Consider the following 15,840-nt stretch of genomic DNA (forward strand, 5'->3'; position numbering starts at 1 on the left):
GGCTGCGGGTCCTGATCAACAAGGCGTTTAGTCGTGCACGCATCGAGCAGTTACGAAACCGCGCCGAAGTGCTGGCTGAGGATCTCGTCGATCGGATGCGCGCAAAATTGAAGCCCGATATTATTGAGGATTTCGCCCTTCCGCTTCCGTTGACCATGATCTCGGAGCTGCTGGGCTTGCCCGAGGAGGCCCGGACGCGCTTTCGGAGGTGGACGAATGTTTTTCTCGGAGCGCGATCGGAATTTCGCATGGCACTGTCGCTGCCCTCGATCTTTGCACTAATGCGATATTTGCGGCGTCTCGTTGCCACGCGCCGGCACACCCCGAAGGATGATCTGATCTCAGCGCTCATCGCCGTAGAGGAGGGTGGCGACCGGCTGAGCCAGAACGAACTGATCGCCATGTTGGTACTCCTGATCATAGCCGGCCACGAGACGACCGTGAACCTGATCGGATCCGGAATGCTGGCGCTAATGGAGAACCAGCGCGAGAAAGAGCGCCTGCTTGGAGATTTTTCGCTCCTTGGGTCTGCGGTCGAGGAGTTGTTACGCTTCACGGCGCCTGTCGAGACCGCAACGGAGCGATATGCGGCCCAAGACATTGACATGCACGCCACCAGGATCAGGCGTGGCGATGTGATTTTCCCCGTCATTGCCTCCGCCAATCGGGATGCTCAGAAATTCGCGGAGCCCGATCGGCTGGACATAGGCCGCAAGCCCAATCCGCATCTTGCGTTTGGAGACGGCGTTCACTATTGCGTCGGCTCGCATCTGGCGAAGATGGAGGCCGAGATCGCGTTCGGTTGCTTACTGAGACGCCTGCCTAAGTTGAGCCTCGCCTGTCCTGCTCGCGAACTGAGGTGGCGCGCCGCACCGGTTGTTCGTGGCCTTAAGTCGTTGCCGGTCATCCCCTAGTCGCCGCTGCAACGGACGACGGCCAGGCTTTCATTGCTAAGAACCCGCACGGTCATTCGACAGCAGACAAATTCGAACTGGCGATGAACTTCAGGCCAGCAAGTACTCAGGATCAGGCCGCAGTCGATCGTATTGCGTGCTCACTTGAAGGCGATTTTATTGCGGTGCATGAGTCAGGAACTGGCCCATCGCGTCATTTGCTGCCGCGCAGCAATTGCGTCGCTTTGGGCGCGAAGCGGACATCGACTTCGGTGGGTCGCACAAGCGGGGTGGGTGGCGCAGCTAGTCTAGAGCGACATCGCGGCGCCAAGCCGCACCTCAAATCCCGAGATACCGGTGCTGCAGATCGGGCTCGGCGACCAGCTGCTCTGATGTGCCGCTCCACACGGTGCGGCCGCGTTCGATGATGTAGTGGCGGTCGGCGATCCGGGTGAGGTTTCCGACATTCTTGTCGATCACGAGCACGGATTGGCCGCGCCCCTTCAGCATCGAGAGGCAATTCCAGATCTCGTCGCGGATCAGCGGGGCGAGGCCTTCGGTGGCCTCGTCCAGGATCAGCAGCTTCGGATTGGTCATCAGCGCGCGGCCGATCGCAAGCATCTGCTGCTCGCCGCCGGAGAGCGTGACGCCCATGTTGCTGCCGCGCTCGGCAAGCCGCGGGAACAGCGCGTGGATTTTTTCCAGCGTCCAGGGATCGGAAGAGCCCAGGCGATTGCCGGAAGCCGCGACGAGATTTTCCCGCACCGTCAGGTTCGGGAAAATCTGCCGGCCCTCCGGCACCAGGCCGATGCCAAGTTTTGCAATTCTATAAGACGGCAGGCCGCGTACCTGCTGCCCGGCGAACCGGATCGCGCCTGATCGCGCTGGCGTCATCCCCATGATGGAGCGGACCGTGGTGGTCTTGCCCATGCCGTTGCGGCCCATCAGCGCGACCATCTCACCGCTCTTGATCGACAGCGACAGGCCGAACAGCACCTGGCTCAGGCCATAGCAGGTCTCGATCCCTTCGATTTCCAGTAACGTTTCAGCCATGGCGGGTCACTGCATGCTGTTCGCCGAGATAGGCACGCTTGACCTCTTCATGCCGGCGGATCGCATCCGGCACGTCGCAGGCAATGACGCGGCCATAGACCAGGACCGTGATGCGGTCGGCGAGCGCGAACACTGCTTCCATGTCGTGCTCGACCAGCACGATGGTGAACTCCTTGCGCAGCTCCTTCAACAGGGTGACCATCCGCGCGGATTCAGTGACGCCGAGGCCCGCCATCGGCTCGTCGAGCAGCAGGAGCTGCGGCCTGGTCGCGAGCGCCACCGCGAGCTCGAGCTCGCGCTGCTCGCCGTGGCTGAGCTCGGAGACCAGCACATCGGCGCGTGCCGCGAGGCCGACGCGCTGCAGCGCTGCGCGGGCGGCATCGCGTAGATGCCTCTCCTTGCGCGCGTCACCCCAGAAACGGAACGAGTGGCCGTCATGCGCCTGCACCGCAAGCGCGACATTGTCGATCGCGGTGAAATCTTTGAGGAGCGACGTGATCTGGAACGAGCGCGCCAGCCCGAGGGCGCTGCGCCGGTAGGGCGGCAGCCGCGTGATGTCGCGGCCGGCAAAATGGATCGTGCCGGAGTTCGGCGCCAATTGCCCGGTCAACTGGCTGATCAGCGTGGTCTTGCCGGCGCCGTTGGGGCCGATGATCGCATGCAGTTCGCCGCGCGGCACTTCGAGCGACAGATTATCGGTCGCGAGGATGCCGCCGAAACGGCGCACGAGATTGTCGACGCGAAGCAGGGGATCAGCCACGACGTACCCTCCCGAGCAGCCCCATGATGCCACCACGCGCGAACAGCACGATCAAGAGCAATAGCGGGCCCATGATCAGCGCCCAATACTCGGTGAACTGCGACAGCAATTCCTCCAGCACGAGATAGACGATCGCGCCGATCAACGGGCCGAACAGCGAGCCCATCCCGCCAAGGATCACCATCACCATCAGGTCGCCGGACCGGGTCCAATACATCACGGCCGGGCTGACGAAATCCGTGTTGTTGGCGAGCAGTGCGCCGGCAAGGCCGCAGATGGTGCCCGCGATGACGAAGCAGGTCAGGCGGTAGCGATAGGCCGGAAAGCCGATCGCCTGCATCCGCTGCTCGTTGGAGCGCACGCCCTGCACCACCAGGCCGAAGCGCGAATTGACGATGCGCCAGATCAGATAGAGGCCGCCGAACAGGCAGCCGAGGCAGAGATAGTAGAACTGCGTGCGATCCGAGAGATTGATCAGGCCGTCGAAGGTGCTGCGCTTGTAGATGGTCAGGCCGTCGTCACCGCCATAGCGCGACAGCGCGGAGGCAACGTAGTAGGTCATCTGCGCAAAGGCGAGCGTGATCATGATGAAATAGACGCCGCGGGTGCGCAGGGAGAGCGACCCGATCACCAGCGCAAACAGGGCCGAGACGGCGAGCGCCACCGGCCACTGGATGAAGCCGGAGCCGATGCCCTCGGCGGCCAGGATGCCGACGGCATAGCCGCCGATGCCGAGATAGGCGGCGTGGCCAAAACTCATCATGCCGCCATAGCCCATGATCAGGTTCAGGCTCGAGGCAGCCAGCGCGAAGATGATGATGCGTGTGAGCAGCGTCAGGATGAAGATGTTGCCGGTCACCGCCGAATAGACTGGCAGCAGGAGGAGAGCGGCGCAAACGACCGTCACGACGGCGTTGCTGGCGTTGAGCTTGGACTTCATCGCTTGGCGGCCGGAAACAGCCCCTCCGGCCGCACGACCAGCACGATCGCCATCAACAGGTAGATCAGCATCGAGGACAGCGCTGGTGCGGCGGTCGAGGCGGCGGCACCGCTCAGCACCTTGCGCAGCAGATCGGGCAGGAATGCGCGGCCGAGCGTATCGATCAAGCCGACGAAGATCGCGGCGAGGAAAGCGCCGCGGATCGAGCCGATGCCGCCGATCACGATGATGACGAAGGCGAGGATCAGGATGTTCTCGCCCATGCCGATCTGCACGGTCAGGATCGGCGCCTGCATCAAGCCGGCAAGGCCCGCAAGCGCGGCGCCAAGGCCGAACACCAGCGTGAACAGCAGCTTGATGTTGATGCCGAGCGCGCCAATCATCTCGCGGTTGGAGGCGCCTGCGCGGATCAGCATGCCGATGCGGGTGCGCATCACCACGAGATAGAGCAGCGCGGCGACGAGCAGCGCAACGACGATGATCGAGAGCCGGTAGGCCGGGTAGTAGACGCCGGGCAGAAGCTGGACCGGGGTGGTCAGCCAGGCCGGCAGCGGCAGCGCGAGACCCGCGGGCCCCCAGATCAGCCGCACCATGTCGTTGAAGAACAGGATCAGGCCGAAGGTCGCCAGCACCTGGTCGAGATGGTCGCGGCCATAGAGATGCCTGAGTGCCACGAATTCAAGGGCGATGCCGAGCAGGAGCGTGGCGGCGAGCGCAAGGATCGCGCCAAGCACGAAGCTGCCGGTCCAGCCGACAAAAGTCGCGGCGAAATAGGCGCCCATCATGTACAGCGAACCATGCGCCAAGTTCACGAAATCCATGATGCCGAACACCAGCGTGAGCCCGGCCGCCAGCAGGAACAAGAGCAGGCCGAACTGCAATCCGTTCAGAAGTTGTTCGATCAGAAGGAACATCGAGAGCTTGGATCAGCTTTATAAACAAAACAGCGGCAGCGCGTATGCGCCGCCGCCTTCCCCCTCGCCCCGCCCTTGCGGGGTCGAGGCGAACGAAAGCTCGCTCTGAGAGCGTCGGGGTGAGGGGCTGCCTCCACGAACACCGCGCCCGCGGAGAGTCCCCCTCACCCGGATCGCGAGAGCGATCCGACCTCTCCCCGCAAGCGGGGCGAGGTGTACCCTTTTTGTTTGAGCATGATCTTTTCGGAAAACCGGTCTCCACCTTTCCGGATCATGCTCGACCATCACTTCATCGGACATTTGTCGTGGAAGCGATCCTGATCGTTCTCGACGATGGTGGCAACCGTCTTGAGCGCGAGCTGGCCTTCGGCATCCTTGACCACGTCCTGCAGATAGAAGTTCTGGATCGGAATGTGGTTGTTGCCATACTTGTACGATCCGCGCACCGACTTGAAGTTCACCTTCTCCATCTCGGCCTTCATCGCGTCCTTTTTCGTCAGGTCGCCCTTCACGGCGACCACCGCGGAGTTGATGAGGTTGGCGGCATCATAGGATTGGGCGCCGTAGAAGGTCGGACGCAGGCCGGGATATTTCTTGCGGTAGTCGGCAACGAACTTCTTGTTCTGCTCGTTCGGCAGGTCGTTGACCCATTGCTGGGCCCCAGGCACGCCAAGTGCGTTTTCCTTCTGCAGCGGCAGCGACAATTCGTCGATGGTGAAGGCAGTATAGAGCGGAATCTGCTGCTTGATGCCGGCCTGCGCATACTGGTTCAGGAACTGCACGCCCGCAGCACCCGGATAGAACACGAAGATGGCCTCCGCCTTCGAGTTGCGCGCCTTGGAGAGTTCGGCGGAGAAGTCGAGCTGGCTCGGCCACACCGTATATTCCTCACCGACCACCTGCCCCTTGAAGGTGCTCTTCACGCCGGCCAGCATGTCCTTGCCGGCCGCGTAGTTCGGGCCGATCAGGAACACGGACTTGACGCCCTTCTGGTTCATGTAGGTGCCCATCGCCTGAGGCGTCTGGTCGTTCTGCCAGGAGGTCGAGAACACGTAAGGAGAGCAAAGCTCGCCGGCGAGCTGCGACGGGCCGGCATTGGCCGAGATCAGGAAGGTCTTGCTGTCGACAGCGGTTTTCAGCGAGGCCAAGAGCACGTTCGACCAGATGTAACCGACGATGAAGTCGACCTTGTCGGACTGCACCAGCTTCTCGGTCTTCTGCTTGCCGACATCGGGCTTCTGCTGGTCGTCTTCATAGATCACCTCGACCGGCTTGCCGTCGATCTTGCGGCCGAGATGGTCGAGCGCCAGCTCGAACGAGTTCCGCATGTCGTTGCCGATGACGGCGGTCGGACCGCTGAACGTCGAGACAAAGCCGATCTTGATGGTGTCAGCCGCAATCGCGGGCTGTGCCAGCGCCAGCGCGGTCACGCCCGCCAGCCAAAATGACGTTTTCATGTTCACTCCCCTCCTCCTCAACCATTCCAACGCGCCCGCCGGCGGGTAAACCGTCCGACGGCGCCGTCCGTGCCCCCGTCACTCCCACTTTCGGGTGACGTGTTTTGTGCGCGGAATCCTAACTGGGCAGCAAGCGTGAACCGAAGGCGGCGTTTAGAACCTTCGGCGCATGCTTGAGCCCGATCTGCACCATAATTCGTAAAATGCGAGGCTGGCAAGAATTATAGTGCCGGTTGCCCGGGCAACCATTGTCGCAGTTTGGAGCTGCTGCCGGCCGCCTGCGCGGCACTGGCTAAAGCGGGATGACTTTTCTTCGAATCGTCATCCCGCTTTAGCTCTTTGTTTGAGCATGATCTTTCTCGGAAAACCGGCGTCCACTTTTCCGGATCATGCTCTACACGAGATATTCCGCGCCCTCGATGACATAGGGTGCGTGACGGAAATCGCGGATGCTTGCGACCCTATCGGCCTGCCAGTCCAGCAGCACGAAGTATTTCGGCCGGGTCCCGGCGGGCGCCGTGGGGTCGAATACCAGGATGGCCGGACGGCCTTCCACCAGGCCGGGCACCAGATGCCAGTCGCTGGCCTTGGCATAATTGCCGAAATAGCGGGAGACCTCGGCTTTGCCATTGAGTCGGGTCCTGCTGACGAGATCAAGCCTGATGTCGTCGGCGATCATGGCGCGGATGGCATCGAAATCCCGGGCGTTGAAATGGGTGACGTAGGCGGACAGACGGGCGCGATCGGCATCCGTCAGCTTCGGCCGCGGTACGTCGTCGCCTTCTTGCGCGAGTTCGCGCAGCCGGGTCCGGCCACGGTGCAGCGTGGCCTTTGCCGCTACCAGGCTCAGACCCATGATCTCGCAGACTTCCGCCAGCGAATAGCCGAGCACGTCGCGCAGGATCACGTTGCTGCGCTGCGCCAGCGGCAAGCGCATGAAAGTGCGCAGGCTGGCGGCGGCGATCTCGCGGCGGGCGATGTCGTCGAACTCGTCGGCCATCATATCGACCTCCTGGGTCGACCGGAGCGCGTCCTGCCGATGGCGGCGGCGCAGGAAATCGAGTGCGGCATTGTGCGCTATTCTGAACAGCCAGCCCTCCGGATTTTGGATCTCCCCGGCGGACGAAAACGCTTCCACCGCCTTGATCAGCGCATCCTGGAGCACGTCCTCGCCGTCGATCACCGAACCGACCATGCGCGAGCAGTAGCGGTGCAGCCGCGGCCGCAGCACGACCAAGAAGCTGTCGAGACCGGCGGCCGCTGATAGTTCGGGCACTGGCGTCATTCTCACGCCTCAGGACTCATCCAGCATATGGTAGTTGCCGACCACCTTGGCGCTGCGAACCATTGGTGGCTCGGCGCAGCGGTCCCGAATGCCGTTCTGGAATGCCTTGAACGCGGCCAGCTGCGGCAAAGGACTGGATCCGTCATCGGAGGCAGTCTCCACGATATGGACGAACGTGTCGTCCTCCAGCCGCAGCGTAACATAACGCACACCGTCGGGCTTTGCCGCTTTCAGTTCCGCAAACACCGCTGCAGCCAGTTCGGCATTCGCGTCGGCCGTTTCCGGCTTGGCCTTGTACCTGATCAGCCTGGTAGTCATCGTCCTCTCCCTGGTTCGCGTCGCGATGCGGAAGCCATCGCGCATCCCAAGGACGTTTCACGACGATCAAAGGATGCGGCCACAGCAACAATTTTTGCCGGCCGCACAGAGCGCCATCCTTGGCTCGGTCGCCGATCACGGCCGCGGCACCGCGGAAGGCCAGGACCATACGTTTTCGCTATCGTGCGATTGGAAAGAAGCTGCTTGGAACGACCGTGCGAATGAATACATAATGTGCACGGAGACACCGAGGCAGCCGCGGGGCAATATCTGATGACGACGCCGTCGAAAGATCCGCATCACGTGGTGATCGTCGGCGCGGGCTTTGGTGGCCTGGAGACAACCTTTGGGCTCGCTGGCGCGCCGGTGAAGATCACCTTGATCGACCGTCGCAATCATCATCTGTTCCAGCCGCTGCTCTACCAGGTTGCGACCGCTTCGCTCGCCACTTCCGAGATCGCCTGGCCGACCCGCTACCTCCTGCGCGACCGCCGCGAGGTGACGACGCTGTTCGCCAACGTCAACGGCATCGACGCGGAAGGCAAGCGTGTCGTGCTCGATGACGGTGACAGCGTCCCCTATGACACGCTGATCCTGGCGACCGGCGCACGCCACGACTATTTCGGTCACGACGAATGGGAACCGTTCGCGCCGGGCCTGAAGACGCTGGAGGACGCCACCACGCTGCGACGCCGCATCCTGGTCGCCTTCGAGCGCGCCGAGCGCGAGACCGATCCGGCGCGGCGCGCGGCGCTATTGACCTTCGTCATCGTCGGCGCCGGCCCAACCGGCGTCGAGATGGCCGGCACCATCGCCGACCTTGCGCGCGACACGCTGGCGCCTGACTTCCGCAACATCGACACCCACAAGACCCGTGTGGTGCTGATCGAGGCGGGCCCGCGGGTGCTCGCGGGCTTTCCCGACGATCTCTCCACCTATGCGCAGCGTTCGCTGGAAAAGCTCGGCGTCGAGGTGATGCTCGGCGCGCCCGTCACCGAATGCGACGCCGACGGCGTGGTCTATGGCGGCAAGAGGCTGGAGGCGCGGACCATCATCTGGGCCGCTGGCGTGCGCGCTTCGCGCGCCGCCGAATGGCTGAACGCGCCCGCCGACCGCGCCCACCGCCTGCAGGTCAATCCCGACCTCACCGTTCCCGGCCATCCCGATATCTTTGCGATCGGCGATACGGTCACGATCGCCGGCCCCGACGGCAAGCCGGTGCCCGGCATCGCGCCGGCGGCAAAGCAGGAAGGGCGCTACGTCGCGTCGCTGATCAAGGCGCGGCTCCAAGGCCGCACGCTGCCGCCATTCCGCTACAAGCACCAAGGCAGCCTCGCTCAGATCGGCAAGCGGCTGGCGGTGATCGATTTCGGCTGGCTCAAGCTGCGCGGCGCCATCGCCTGGTGGATCTGGGGCATCGCCCACATCTACTTCCTGATCGGTATCCGCAACCGCCTCAGTGTCGCGCTAAGCTGGCTCTGGATTCACGCCCGCGACCAGCGCGCGGCCCGGCTGATCACCCAAGGCAGCAGCAAGGTGGTGCGATAATCTCAAGCAAAAGCCGCTGGAACGTCCTTATTGCGGGCCGCGACCCTGCGGCGATGATCGGAAATATGAGCACTCAAACCTCCCCCAGGAAGCCGCGCCGGCCGAGGCCCGCGCAAGCTGCGGCTGTCAATTCCGGCCCGACGCTTGACCTCGACCGCTACGTACCGGCCTTTGTCACCTTCATCGCCAACAAGCTCTCCAACAGCGCCACCGCGTTCTACCAGCGTCATTTCGGCGTCAACGTCACGGAGTGGCGGATCATGTCCCAGCTTGCGATCGAGCCGGGTATCCCCGCCTCGCGCATCTGCCACGTCATCGGCTTCGACAAGGGACCGGTGAGCCGGACGCTGGCGCTCTTGCAGAAGCGCGGGCTGGTTGCGATCCGCGCCAACCCACATGACGGCCGCAGCCATTCGATCACGCTGACCGCCAGAGGCCGTGCGATCCATGACAAGGTCATTGTCGCGGCACTCGATCGCGAGCGGCGGCTATTGTCCTGCCTGCGCAAGGACGAGCGGGAAGTGCTGATCGACCTGTTGCGGCGGCTGCATAACAATCTCGGCGCCGTGACCGGGCAGACCGGTTCGTGATCGCGCGGACCAGGCACAAGGCCCGAGGTATCCTGCTCAAGAATCAGGCAATCATGTCACGACAGGCCAACCCAAGCCACCTTTGCCAATTCCCGGCGATTGGCCTAACCAGTTGAGATCACGGCCCGATTTCCGCAAGTGCTCCACCGCTGGAAATGTACACAATGGCACATCGCTTGCTTTGATTGAGCATCGATTCTGCCCGGCCAAACGCCGTCGATCGTGACGGAGATCGGCCGACCAACAAACAGGCACCACGTGATTGAAACCGTCGCCGAGATCGTCGCTGCGCACCGCGACGGCACCATGACGCCTGCGCAAACGGTTGCGCGCAGTTTTCAGCGGATCCGCGACCATGGCGACCCCGCCGTCTTCATCAGCCTGCGCGAGGAGAAGGAGGCGCTGGCGGAAGCCGCGGCGCTGACCGGCAAGAACGCCGCGCACCTGCCGCTCTATGGCGTGCCGGTCGCTGTGAAGGACAATATCGACGTGCTGGGGATGCCGACCACGGCGGCCTGTCCCGCTTTCTCCTATATGCCGGCGCATGACGCGACCGCGGTCGCGCGCCTCCGCGAGGCCGGCGCCATCATCATCGGCAAGACCAATCTCGACCAGTTCGCGACAGGGCTCGTCGGCGTGCGCTCGCCCTATGGCATCCCCAGGAATCCGGTCCGCGATGACCTCATTCCGGGCGGATCGAGCTCGGGATCGGCGGTCGCGGTCTCCGCCGGACTGGTGCCATTGGCGCTGGGCACGGATACCGCGGGAAGCGGCCGCGTGCCCGCGATGCTCAACAACATCGTGGGATTGAAGCCGAGCCTCGGGCTGCTCTCGACTGCCGGCCTGGTGCCGGCCTGCCGCACACTCGATTGCATCTCGGTGTTCACGCTCACCGTCGATGATGCCGTGACGGCGCTGAAGGTGATGGCCGGCCTCGATGGGGCCGATCCATTCTCGCGCGACCGGCCGCTTGCCGAAATGGCGGATGTCCCGGCAAAGCTTCGGCTCGGCATCCCACGCAAAGGACAGTTGATCTTCTTCGGCGACCGCCAGTCGGAGCAGCTTTATGCAGAAGCGATCGAGCGCTGGGCCGGGCTCGGCGCCACGCTCGTCGAATTCGACCTCGAGCCGTTCTACGAGACCGCGAGGCTGCTCTATGAGGGCCCCTGGGTCGCCGAGCGCTATCTGGTGATCCGCGACCTGCTCGCCTCATCGCCGGATGCGATCCACCCGGTCACGCGCGAGATCACCACGGCTGGCGCGCGACTGACCGCGGCCGAGACGTTCGCCGCGCTCTATCGCCTGCAGACGCTGCGCCGGATCGCCGAGCGCGCCTTCGCTTCGATGGACGCGATCGTGGTGCCGACGGCGCCGACGGTCTATTCCACTGCGCAGGTGCTGGCCAATCCGATCGAGCTCAACAGCCGGCTTGGCACCTACACCAATTTCGTCAACCTGCTCGACCTCTGCGGCCTGGCGCTGCCCTCGGCGATGCGGTCGGATGGCGCGCCCTTCGGCATCACGCTGCTGGCGCCGGCCGGCCGCGACGCGCTGCTTGCCAGCATCGGCCGCGTCTTTCACGCCGACACCAAACTGCCGATCGGCGCGAAAGCGCTGCCGCAGTCGCCGCTTGTTTCGCTGCCGCCGCCAAGCAGCGAGGACATTCCCATCGCCGTTGTCGGCGCGCATCTGTCCGGCATGGCGCTGAACGGCGAATTCCACGCGCTCGGCGGACGCCTGATCGAGGAGGCCACGACCGCGCCGGACTACCGGCTCTATGCGCTCGACGCCACGCCGCCGAAACCCGGCATGCTGCGCGTCGAAGCGGGCGCCGGCTCGTCGATCAAGCTGGAGCTCTGGGCGCTCTCGTCGGCGTCCTTCGGAAAGCTCGTCGCCGCGATCCCGCCACCGCTCTCGATCGGCACGATTCGTCTTTCCGACGGACGCGAGGTGAAGGGTTTTATTGTGGAGGCGGCAGCGATCGACGGCGCGCGCGACATCTCCGCCTTCGGCGGCTGGCGCGCGTTCGTTGCGGAGACGGCTGCCGCATAACAGCCGTCATTCCGGGATGCGCCGTAGGCGCAGGCCCGGAATCCATCGGGCCGCAGACTATGTGGACGAATGGATTCCGGGCTCGCGCTTCGCGCGCCCCGGAATGACAGAATCAATGGATAGCGTGCGCGACTATACCGACACCGCGTAGATCTCGTATTCGCCGCGCACCAGCACGATGTGGGCGCGCATCGCGGCGGCGGCGCCAGTCTTGTCGCCGCGCAGGATCGCGACGACGACGCGGTCGTGCTCGGCATGCGATTTTGCCAATCGGCCGAGATTGCGGAATTGGGCGCGGCGGAATGGCTGCACGCGGACTCGCGTCGCGAGCGTCATCTCGGCGATATAGTCGTTGTGCGACCCGGCATAGATCGTGTTGTGGAAGCGCTCGTTGACCTCGTGAAAGCGCTCGGGATTGCCGGTGTAGCTGAGCACGCGCAATTCCTCATGTACGGCTTCCAGCGCATGCCGGTCGGCCGCGCTCATCCGCTCCGCGGCGAGCCCCGCGCACAGTGCTTCCAATTCCGCCATCGCCTCGAACATGCCGGTGAGCCGTTCGATCGAGGGCCGCGCCACCACCGCGCCACGATGGGCGCGCGCTTCGACCAGGCCGCTCGCCGCTAGCTGGCGCAGTGCTTCGCGCACCGGCGTGCGCGAGACATTGAAGCGGCGCGCGATATCGGTCTCGTCCAGGGCAGAACCCGGCCTGAGCGCGCCGCGCACGATCTCGTCGGCGAGTTGCAGGCGCAGCTCTTCGGCGCGCGTGATCCTGGATTGTTGCGGAGACGGACGGTCGACGCGCCGCACCAGCATGTCCGGTTCAGCGGCAGCAGGGCTACGTGGAAGATCGTCCAGACTCATGTCTTCGGATCCTTCGGTTCGTCGATGATGCTGACGTGAGCGGCGATGATTCTCCAGCCCTCGGGGAAGCGTATCCACGTCTGCATCTGCCGGCCCACCTTGCCCGCCGCGGAGTCGCGATAGAAGAGAGTCGATGCTACTGCGGTGTCGCGGCCATAGGTGGTGATGACGGTCTTGTCGGTCCGGCGATTGAGCCCAGCCGGCGAGCGCGCCGCGCGGAACGCCATGATCGCATCATAGCCATAGAGATTTTCGCCCATGCCATAGCGCAGCGTGCGACTGTCGTTGCGGAACAATTCGTCGAGCACGGCGACATCATTCGACACCAGCGCCTTTTCGTAGCGCTCGAACTGGGCGGTCACTTCGGCGAGCACGTCGGCCAGATCGATTTCCATGCGCTAGATTCCTCGCGGCAACGGCGGGGCGGCCGCGCCCATGTGCTCCAAAGCGTAGGCAACCCGCAGCGCGATGTCCTCGCGCCAGGGAGCTGTGATGATCTGCACGCCGATCGGCATCGGCTCGAGCGGAACCGGAACGGCCACCACGGGCAGGCCGATGAACGAAATCGGCTGAGTGTGGATGCCGATATTGGCGCGCACCGGCAGCTCGACACCATCGAGCGTGAAGTTCACCTGGCCGAGCTTCGGCGCCACGCAGGGCGTCGCCGGGGCCAGGATCACGTCGACGGTCTTGAACAGCTCCAGCACCTTCTCGCGGTACCAGCGGCGGAATTTTTGCGCCTTGTCGACATAGGGCGCCGGGATCATCGCGCCGGCAATCAGGCGATCGCGCACCGCGGGATCGAAATCGTTCGGCCGCTTGCGCAGGCGATCGAGATGCAGCGAAGCACCTTCCGTGGTCGTGATGACGTAAGCCGCCGCGCGGGCGCGCGCGGCTTCCGGAAGTTCCAACGTTCGCGTCGCGTTGAGTGCCTTGGCGATGCGGGCAACGGCTTCAACTGCTTCCGGAAAGACGTTCTGCTGGAAATAGCCGCCGGCAATGGCGATGCGGAGATCGCCGAGGCCTTGCGCGAGCTGTGGCATAACAGGCTCGACCGGCCGCGTGGTGCAGGCGGCATCGTCGGGGTCCGGCCCCTGCATTGCGTCATAGGCCAGCGCGAGATCGCGCGCGCTTCGCGCCAACGGCCCGAGATGATCGAAGCTCGCGACGAACGGAAACGAGCGGGCGCGCGACAGCCGGCCGTAAGTCGGCTTCAGGCCGAAGATGCCGCAGAACGACGAGGGCACGCGGATCGAGCCATTGGTGTCCGAGCCGAGCGCGATCGGCACCAGGCCGCCGCCCACCGCGCTGCCGGAGCCGCCCGAGGAGCCGCCGGTCATCCGCGTCGGATCGTGCGGATTGCGCGACGGTCCATCATGCACATTCTCGCCAGTGAAGTCATAGGCGTATTCGCCCATGTTGAGCGCGCCGACCAGCACGGCGCCGGCCGCCTCCATCCGCTCGATCAATGTCGCATCGCGCGCGGCCGGGGGCAGATCGCGATTGATCTTCGAACCGGCGCGCGTGGAGATGCCCTGCACGTCGAACAGGTTCTTCACCGCAAAGGGGACGCCGGCGAGCGGGCCGACGTCTTGGCCAGCTGCGATCGCAGCATCCACCGCTTTCGCCCTGGCGCGGGCGCGATCGGCGGTGACATCTGTAAACGCGTTGAGCACGGAATTGTGCGTTGCGATGCGAGCGAGCGCCGCCTCGGTTGCTTCCAGCGCGGAGAGCTTTCGCGTTGCGACGGCCTGCGCGATCTCTGCGGCGGACAGGGATTGATCGGTCATCGCATTATCAGGCGGAGTAGACACTGGCGGGCTCGGTCTCGTCGGGCAGCGGGAATTCATCCACCATCCGCGCCAGCTTCAGCGAAACCTCGAGATTGGCGCGAACCGCCGGCCGCCAGGCGTCCTCGACCGGCGGCCCCACCGCGGTCGCGACGGCGTCGATATAGTCATCCAGCTTGTCGGCAGCCATGACGCTCCCACCCGACGATCTCAACTCATGATCGGATTACTTGAATCGGACCACAAACTCATCTGTTTTATCGAGCGTTTGGTAGGCCTGCCTGCCTGTTTTCTTCCCGGAGACTGCTCAATGAACAGGCAACAGCGGATGCGAGATCTGTTGAGCCGGGCAATTCATGTCGCCCAGATCAGTTCCTGCAGTTGCAGGAGATCGTCGGCCTTGTCTTGCCAACCGTCGATGCATATGTGCCGGTTCAGGTCGCTCGAGCGGTGCAGCAGCATCAAGGCCATCAGCCGCCGCTTCAGCGCGAAGTCGATGTCACTGCGGGAATAGCCAAATCCTTTGAGCAGGCTCAGCACACGGCGCGGCCGGCCCGCGGCCATGAATGCGCCGGGGCCGAGCAGATCGTAGTCGCGCCATCCCGTCAGCACGTCACCGAAATCGATCAGCCCGCCAACGTGCCAGCGGCCGTGCCGCTGCGTCAGCATGAAGTTTTGCGGGATGTATTCGCCGGTCAGGATGACCGGCGGCTCGCGCATCGGGATCAGTTCGGCGGCGTCGCGCAGCAAGTCATCCAGTCCGTCGAGGAATTTCCGCGCGAGGCCCAGCCGTTCGTGCCTGGCGCGACAGCCTTCCATCTGGTTGCGCATGAACACGTTCCAGCGCGGCTCGATTTCAAGCAGCGGGCCTGGCGGCGCGCGCTGAACATCGGCAATCGCCTCACCGATCTCCGCAAGCACACGCTCCTTGTCAGCTTCGGGCAACGAGGCCCACACCTCCGCGCCCAAGACACCCGACACGCGTGTGATCACGAGGTAGGGCCAACCGTCACGCTCGCCTTCGACGACGATCTCCGGAATCGGAATTCTGACCCGTCCACGGAGCTGCGCTAGCGATCCCCGTTCGGATACGAACTGCGCCCGCAGCATCGGCGGAAATATCTTCAGGATGAGGTCATCGTCGAGCCCTACGACGAGATTGGTGCCGGTCGTGAACACCTGAGGCGGTGCGGCTCCAATTCCGTGACTGCGGGCGATGTCGATCACCACCGGCAGCCAACGCGATAGGTCGCCGCGCCAGGCGCGGAAGATCTCGTAGTCGGTGAAACTTGGCAGTGATTTGGCCATAAGCGTCATTGTGAGCCACCGGGCCGGCGCGTAGCGCCGCCCGATGACAGGCTCCGCGAAGTAATCCATAG

General features: G+C 64.1%; 16 protein-coding genes. 4 read left to right on the forward strand and 12 right to left on the reverse strand.

Features of this window, described 5'->3' with window-relative positions; translation table 11 throughout:
* Positions 1-914: cytochrome P450 family protein (locus J6497_RS35950; RefSeq protein WP_225708939.1), on the forward strand; the 914-nt coding region annotated here is incomplete at its 5' end.
* Between the two features lie 318 nt (positions 915-1,232).
* Here the strand turns inward: J6497_RS35950 and J6497_RS35955 are convergent.
* The 7 genes from J6497_RS35955 to J6497_RS35985 form a co-directional block, all read right to left on the reverse strand.
* Entirely contained in the window at positions 1,233-1,946 is a 714-nt protein-coding gene (locus tag J6497_RS35955; RefSeq protein WP_225708940.1) for an ABC transporter ATP-binding protein, read from the reverse strand.
* On the reverse strand, positions 1,939-2,706 hold the full coding sequence (locus J6497_RS35960; protein ID WP_225708941.1) for an ABC transporter ATP-binding protein: 768 nt from the start codon (positions 2,704-2,706) through the stop codon (positions 1,939-1,941). The genes J6497_RS35955 and J6497_RS35960 overlap by 8 nt, the downstream gene beginning before the upstream one ends.
* A complete protein-coding gene (locus J6497_RS35965; RefSeq protein ID WP_225708942.1) occupies positions 2,699-3,646 on the reverse strand; it encodes a branched-chain amino acid ABC transporter permease in 948 nt (315 codons plus the stop codon). Before J6497_RS35965 ends, J6497_RS35960 begins: the two co-directional genes overlap by 8 nt.
* Positions 3,643-4,560, reverse strand: coding sequence for a branched-chain amino acid ABC transporter permease (locus tag J6497_RS35970; RefSeq protein ID WP_225708943.1), 918 nt, complete (start codon positions 4,558-4,560; stop codon positions 3,643-3,645). Before J6497_RS35970 ends, J6497_RS35965 begins: the two co-directional genes overlap by 4 nt.
* Before the next feature lie 284 nt (positions 4,561-4,844).
* The gene (locus J6497_RS35975; protein ID WP_225708944.1) at positions 4,845-6,017 is read right to left on the reverse strand and encodes an ABC transporter substrate-binding protein; all 1,173 of its coding nucleotides are present in this window, start codon (positions 6,015-6,017) and stop codon (positions 4,845-4,847) included.
* A 394-nt stretch (positions 6,018-6,411) separates the two neighbouring features.
* Entirely contained in the window at positions 6,412-7,302 is an 891-nt protein-coding gene (locus J6497_RS35980) for a sigma-70 family RNA polymerase sigma factor (RefSeq protein ID WP_225708945.1), read from the reverse strand.
* Between the two features lie 9 nt (positions 7,303-7,311).
* Entirely contained in the window at positions 7,312-7,620 is a 309-nt protein-coding gene (locus tag J6497_RS35985; protein ID WP_225708946.1) for a hypothetical protein, read from the reverse strand.
* A gap of 273 nt (positions 7,621-7,893) precedes the next feature.
* Here J6497_RS35985 and J6497_RS35990 point away from each other — a divergent pair, with 273 nt between their 5' ends.
* From J6497_RS35990 to atzF, 3 genes are all read left to right on the forward strand, one after another.
* Complete coding sequence (locus J6497_RS35990) at positions 7,894-9,168, forward strand: NAD(P)/FAD-dependent oxidoreductase (RefSeq protein WP_225708972.1); 1,275 nt, start codon at positions 7,894-7,896, stop codon at positions 9,166-9,168.
* A gap of 65 nt (positions 9,169-9,233) precedes the next feature.
* Complete coding sequence (locus tag J6497_RS35995; RefSeq protein WP_225708947.1) at positions 9,234-9,758, forward strand: MarR family winged helix-turn-helix transcriptional regulator; 525 nt, start codon at positions 9,234-9,236, stop codon at positions 9,756-9,758.
* Between the two features lie 306 nt (positions 9,759-10,064).
* Positions 10,065-11,810 carry an allophanate hydrolase gene (gene atzF / locus J6497_RS36000; protein WP_249793900.1) on the forward strand — a complete coding sequence of 582 codons (1,746 nt, stop codon included), beginning with the start codon at positions 10,065-10,067 and terminating at the stop codon, positions 11,808-11,810.
* A gap of 132 nt (positions 11,811-11,942) precedes the next feature.
* Here the strand turns inward: atzF and J6497_RS36005 are convergent, their stop codons facing one another.
* The 5 genes from J6497_RS36005 to J6497_RS36025 form a co-directional block, all read right to left on the reverse strand.
* A complete protein-coding gene (locus tag J6497_RS36005; protein ID WP_225708949.1) occupies positions 11,943-12,671 on the reverse strand; it encodes a GntR family transcriptional regulator in 729 nt (242 codons plus the stop codon).
* Positions 12,668-13,066, reverse strand: coding sequence for an oxalurate catabolism protein HpxZ (gene hpxZ, locus J6497_RS36010; protein ID WP_225708950.1), 399 nt, complete (start codon positions 13,064-13,066; stop codon positions 12,668-12,670). The genes J6497_RS36005 and hpxZ overlap by 4 nt, the downstream gene beginning before the upstream one ends.
* A gap of 3 nt (positions 13,067-13,069) precedes the next feature.
* A complete protein-coding gene (locus tag J6497_RS36015) occupies positions 13,070-14,461 on the reverse strand; it encodes an AtzE family amidohydrolase (RefSeq protein WP_225708951.1) in 1,392 nt (463 codons plus the stop codon).
* Positions 14,462-14,468: 7 nt separating this feature from the next.
* On the reverse strand, positions 14,469-14,651 hold the full coding sequence (locus J6497_RS36020) for a DUF4089 domain-containing protein (RefSeq protein ID WP_225708952.1): 183 nt from the start codon (positions 14,649-14,651) through the stop codon (positions 14,469-14,471).
* Positions 14,652-14,815: 164 nt separating this feature from the next.
* The gene (locus J6497_RS36025; RefSeq protein WP_376708327.1) at positions 14,816-15,769 is read right to left on the reverse strand and encodes an aminoglycoside phosphotransferase family protein; all 954 of its coding nucleotides are present in this window, start codon (positions 15,767-15,769) and stop codon (positions 14,816-14,818) included.
* Positions 15,770-15,840: the final 71 nt, after the last annotated feature.

Source organism: Bradyrhizobium cenepequi (assembly GCF_020329485.1).
Classification (GTDB): domain Bacteria; phylum Pseudomonadota; class Alphaproteobacteria; order Rhizobiales; family Xanthobacteraceae; genus Bradyrhizobium; species Bradyrhizobium cenepequi.

What these genes read in the sequence shown, in the direction of transcription:
- J6497_RS35975 (WP_225708944.1), bottom strand. Translation starts at nt 6,017, where the DNA reads ATGAAAACGTCATTTTGGCTGGCGGGCGTGACCGCGCTGGCGCTGGCA.
- J6497_RS35990 (WP_225708972.1), top strand. Translation starts at nt 7,894, where the DNA reads ATGACGACGCCGTCGAAAGATCCGCATCACGTGGTGATCGTCGGCGCG.
- atzF (WP_249793900.1), top strand. Translation starts at nt 10,065, where the DNA reads ATGACGCCTGCGCAAACGGTTGCGCGCAGTTTTCAGCGGATCCGCGAC.
- J6497_RS36025 (WP_376708327.1), bottom strand. Translation starts at nt 15,769, where the DNA reads ATGGCCAAATCACTGCCAAGTTTCACCGACTACGAGATCTTCCGCGCC.
- J6497_RS36020 (WP_225708952.1), bottom strand. Translation starts at nt 14,651, where the DNA reads ATGGCTGCCGACAAGCTGGATGACTATATCGACGCCGTCGCGACCGCG.
- J6497_RS36005 (WP_225708949.1), bottom strand. Translation starts at nt 12,671, where the DNA reads ATGAGTCTGGACGATCTTCCACGTAGCCCTGCTGCCGCTGAACCGGAC.
- J6497_RS36015 (WP_225708951.1), bottom strand. Translation starts at nt 14,461, where the DNA reads ATGACCGATCAATCCCTGTCCGCCGCAGAGATCGCGCAGGCCGTCGCA.
- hpxZ (WP_225708950.1), bottom strand. Translation starts at nt 13,066, where the DNA reads ATGGAAATCGATCTGGCCGACGTGCTCGCCGAAGTGACCGCCCAGTTC.
- J6497_RS35985 (WP_225708946.1), bottom strand. Translation starts at nt 7,620, where the DNA reads ATGACTACCAGGCTGATCAGGTACAAGGCCAAGCCGGAAACGGCCGAC.
- J6497_RS35955 (WP_225708940.1), bottom strand. Translation starts at nt 1,946, where the DNA reads ATGGCTGAAACGTTACTGGAAATCGAAGGGATCGAGACCTGCTATGGC.
- J6497_RS35970 (WP_225708943.1), bottom strand. Translation starts at nt 4,560, where the DNA reads ATGTTCCTTCTGATCGAACAACTTCTGAACGGATTGCAGTTCGGCCTG.
- J6497_RS35965 (WP_225708942.1), bottom strand. Translation starts at nt 3,646, where the DNA reads ATGAAGTCCAAGCTCAACGCCAGCAACGCCGTCGTGACGGTCGTTTGC.
- J6497_RS35995 (WP_225708947.1), top strand. Translation starts at nt 9,234, where the DNA reads ATGAGCACTCAAACCTCCCCCAGGAAGCCGCGCCGGCCGAGGCCCGCG.
- J6497_RS35980 (WP_225708945.1), bottom strand. Translation starts at nt 7,302, where the DNA reads ATGACGCCAGTGCCCGAACTATCAGCGGCCGCCGGTCTCGACAGCTTC.